The sequence below is a fragment of the Petrachloros mirabilis genome (assembly GCF_975968855.1).
Genome location: NZ_CDLUDY010000270.1, coordinates 1 through 3,953, shown reverse-complemented (window position 1 = coordinate 3,953; position 3,953 = coordinate 1). Strand labels below are relative to the sequence as shown.

3 protein-coding genes are annotated in these 3,953 nt (G+C 54.5%); 2 read left to right on the top strand and 1 reads right to left on the bottom strand.

Annotated features, from left to right (window positions below; all coding sequences use genetic code 11):
• Positions 1-683: hypothetical protein (locus ACWVCN_RS11520; RefSeq protein WP_455245882.1), on the bottom strand; the 683-nt coding region annotated here is incomplete at its 3' end.
• A 320-nt stretch (positions 684-1,003) separates the two neighbouring features.
• Between ACWVCN_RS11520 and ACWVCN_RS11515 the strand changes: the two genes are divergently transcribed.
• Positions 1,004-2,824: an APC family permease gene (locus ACWVCN_RS11515; protein ID WP_455245880.1), complete on the top strand. Its 1,821-nt coding sequence runs from the start codon at positions 1,004-1,006 to the stop codon at positions 2,822-2,824.
• 2 nt (positions 2,825-2,826) lie between these two features.
• Positions 2,827-3,900: a PKD domain-containing protein gene (locus tag ACWVCN_RS11510; RefSeq protein ID WP_455245878.1), complete on the top strand. Its 1,074-nt coding sequence runs from the start codon at positions 2,827-2,829 to the stop codon at positions 3,898-3,900.
• Positions 3,901-3,953 lie beyond the last annotated feature (53 nt).

Genomic DNA, 3,953 nt, shown 5'->3' with positions numbered 1-3,953 from the left:
TCTTCCTCGCCTTCCAGCTTATTGGTCAGCTTGATCTTGACGCAATCACCTTGGTTTGCACGAAGGACCAAGGGCTGAATCCATTGCGCCTGCACACCGGGGATTACGGCACCAGGATCCCAGCCTTCCTTCTCGCGGGCCTCCCGATTCGTATTTTCCTCTTCCCGGACCTTGTCAATATTTTCATCCAGCACGTACATGTACCCGGGATAGAAGTCCAGCCACTGATTGAGCGTAATCTCGACATTGATCGCGGATACGTTGTACTGCTTCACCGGAGCTGTCGCCGGACACTTGCCCCCGCCGGCCATCGCGACCGGCTCCACACGAGGATCGGACATGAGCAACATATCCTGTCCACCAGCGCCGTACTGGTGCATCATGGACTGGGTGTTGAACATCCCCGTGTTGACGCTCTGCACCTGCGGATCATGGCTCATGTGCTCCATAATGCGCTGATGCTGCCGTTCGACCATCGTCGAACGATCGGCATTGCCTGACATCGTATCTTCGACGATCGTTTGCCCCTTGAGCTGCTCGGCCCAAGAAGGTAGCTGATGGTTCATCGCGACATGTGAAGAAGAATCCTCAGCGGAAGCGAGCGGGGCTCCGAAAAGGGCCACCGCTGCCATCACGCCGAGCATGCGGGTGGGAACACAAACCCGTGGCTTGTGGAAAAACATGGACCGGCCTCCTTGAGATGGTGAGTAAAACAACTGACAAAATAACTATTTGACGATAGGCAACCTCATCGACACGTTTGTACGAGCATCGCTACAGGAGAACTCGTTTTCTCCTCGACAAGGGAAGTGGAAAGATACTTAAGTTCGTCTGGGCTGTCAACCCTAAACGTACCCCCGAATTGGCAAGGACCATTTTTGATCATTCTCGACGAGTCCGGCAACCTGGCGGATAGCGACCGTCTTGAGTCTTTCGCCCCATGGGACGGCGAGGGCTTCTGTTCTTCTACGCCCTTTGAACTATTTATGAGATAATCTCTCTCATGTTACTGAAGCGCTGGTTTGTCGGCGATCCGCTGAAAACCACACAAGCCTCTCACGAGCGACTTTCGAAGACTCTCGCGCTCGCCATCTTTTCTTCAAATGCCATTTCGTCCGTAGCCTATGCGACGGAAGAAATCCTCCTGATCTTGATTCTGGCGGGGACCGCCGCTGTAGTCTGGTCGATTCCCGTCAGCTTGGCCATTCTGTTCCTGGTATTGGTTCTGACCATTTCCTACCGCCAGATCATTTACGAATACCCTGAAGGAGGCGGGGCGTACATCGTCGCACGTAGCAATCTTGGGGAAGTGCCGGCGTTGATTGCTGCAGCTGCCTTAATGATCGATTACGTCCTCACCGTCGCGGTCAGCATTGCAGCAGGCGTTGCTGCCATTACTTCAGCTGTCCCAATCCTGTTTGCACATCGAGAAGCTTTGGGGCTTTTTGCCATCCTCTTCATCGTCGTCATGAATCTACGCGGAGTGAGGGAATCGGGGAAATTCTTCGCTTTCCCCACATACTTCGCTATCGGTGCCTTGGGTCTCATGGTAGTACTCGGTACCATCCAATCCCTTTTCAGCCCGGCTGTAGTACCGGCGACGATTTCACCGAGGGCAACTGGTGCCGTCGAAGGGCTGACATTGTTTTTAGTGCTTCGCGCCTTTGCCGCCGGCTGCGCCGCAGTGACCGGTATGGAGGTCATCTCCAACGGCGTCAAAGCCTTCCGGCATCCGGAATCGAAAAATGCCGCGACAACCATGATCTGGATGTCGATCATTCTTGCCACGCTTTTTATGGGGATAAGCTGGATGGCTTACCACTACGGGATTTTGGCCAAAAGCGACGAAACGGTGGTCTCCCAACTTGCCCGTCTCACATTCGGCACGGGCGTGATTTACTATGCCGTTCAGGTCGGCACCATGATCCTTCTCGTCCTCGCGGCTAACAGCGCGTTTGCAGGGTTCCCCCACTTGGCGTCCATACTGGCCAAAGACGGATTCATGCCCCATCAGATGGCTTCGTTCGGCGATCGGTTGGTCTTCTCGAACGGTATCATTATCCTCGGATTTTTTGCATGTCTCCTGCTTGTCATCTTTCAAGGCGATACTCATGCTTTGATCCCTCTCTACGCCATCGGTGTGTTCGTATCCTTCACACTTTCACAAGCCGGCATGGTCAAGCGGTGGCTCGTCAAACAGGGAGAACACTGGCGAGGGAAATTGGTCGTAAACGGTGTTGGGGCTGTGACCACCGGCATCGCGACAATCATTATCGCCACAACCAAGTTCGTGCAAGGCGCGTGGATCGTCTTCCTGCTTGTGGCCCTGATCATTCTAATGTTCCGCAATATTCGTTCGCATTACAAAGCCGTTTCAGAACAAGTCTCGCTCTCCCGGGACTCACGGCCTCCACGCCCCCGCCGGAATATCGTGTTAATCCCGATCGGTGGCGTGAACCGTTCAGTTGTCCGGGCAGTCGATTATGCTCGCAGTCGGGGCGGTGAAATCAGAGCCATTCTTGTGGATGTGGATAAGGAAGAAACCGCCCTAACAGAAATTCAGTGGGCGCAGTGGGGTTGTGGAGTACCGCTGATCGTCCTCCCCTCTCCCTATCGTTCAATCCTTGGATCAATTCTGAATTACATCGAAGAACTGCGACAAAAGGACCCGGATTGCTGGATTACGGTTGTCGTGCCGGAGATTCTCCCAGCTCGTTGGTGGCAGAACATCCTTCACAACCAGAGAGCGCTCATGCTGAAAGCCGCCCTCCTCTTCAAAGATCGCGTGGTCCTCACCGACGTGCCATTTCATCTGACGAGGTAACTATGAGAACCCCTCAAGCCACAGAAATGAAGGGTGCACGGGTTAAGACGATCCTTTGCTTCAACCTCCTCGTTGCATTGTGGATGATCGGTTTATCGCCCGGCCAAGCGCTCGCCTTCAAGATCAAGGAACCCGCTCATGGGCAACAGTTAGAGCCCGGGAAATCCATCACGGCCCACGTAGATCTCGGGAATGATATCGGCATCGTGAAGGTCCGTTATTATTGGTACGGGGAACTTGACGAAACCCTCGTCGAACAAGATGACTTCGCACCGGCCGGAGAGCTCACGGCTCCCCTGGCGTTTGTCGGCCTCCCCCACACCGACCCGGCCTTTGGAGGGCCGCTTCTCGTTCCCAAAGAAGGCATCGGCCCGATGCGACTCTTGGCCGTGGCCGAAATTTCACAAGGACGCCTTGGTACGAGGTCTGTCTTCGACGAAATTATCGTAAACGTCGAACCAAGAGTGGTGCTCACCCGCATCGATTTTGAAACGGAAAAACCGCTCCTTCTTGGACGCACCGGACAATCGTCCTCATTCGGCGAGGCCGATTCGATGGGCAAAATCTTTGCCCTCCCGGTCGTTGCGGATTTTGCTGACGGCGTCACTCGAAACATTTCCTCACCTTCCACCGGGACCACCTACCAATCATCCAACCCAAAAGTGATCAAGGTGCTTACCGGCGGCATGCTACAAATTACAGGAAACGGCAATGCCGTCATTACCGTCAGCAACCGCGGGAAGCAGGCTCAACTGGATGTGGAAGTAAGCATGGACGACGAGGAACCAAACGAGCCGCCGATTGCCGATGCCGGAGCCAATCAAACCATGAAGGCGGGATCCAAAGTCAAATTGAACGGCCTGAAGAGCAGAGACCCCGAAGGGGAGGCGCTCTTCTATGCATGGAGTCAAATCCGGGGCAGTAAGATTTCATTGCTTGGCGTCAACAATTCTGAAGCTTCGTTCCTAGCCCCGCGGGTCTCGACGCCGAAATTATTTCGGTTCAAGTTGAGGGTGACGGATAAAAAAGGGGCGGATAGTTTGCCGGCGTTTGTGGATGTCACAGTCGAGCCATAGAATTTGGCGTAGGGGCGGGGCATGCTCCTCTGCTCGGGCGACCCGTAAGCAGG

What these genes read in the sequence shown, in the direction of transcription:
- ACWVCN_RS11515 (WP_455245880.1), top strand. Translation starts at nt 1,004, where the DNA reads ATGTTACTGAAGCGCTGGTTTGTCGGCGATCCGCTGAAAACCACACAA.
- ACWVCN_RS11510 (WP_455245878.1), top strand. Translation starts at nt 2,827, where the DNA reads ATGAGAACCCCTCAAGCCACAGAAATGAAGGGTGCACGGGTTAAGACG.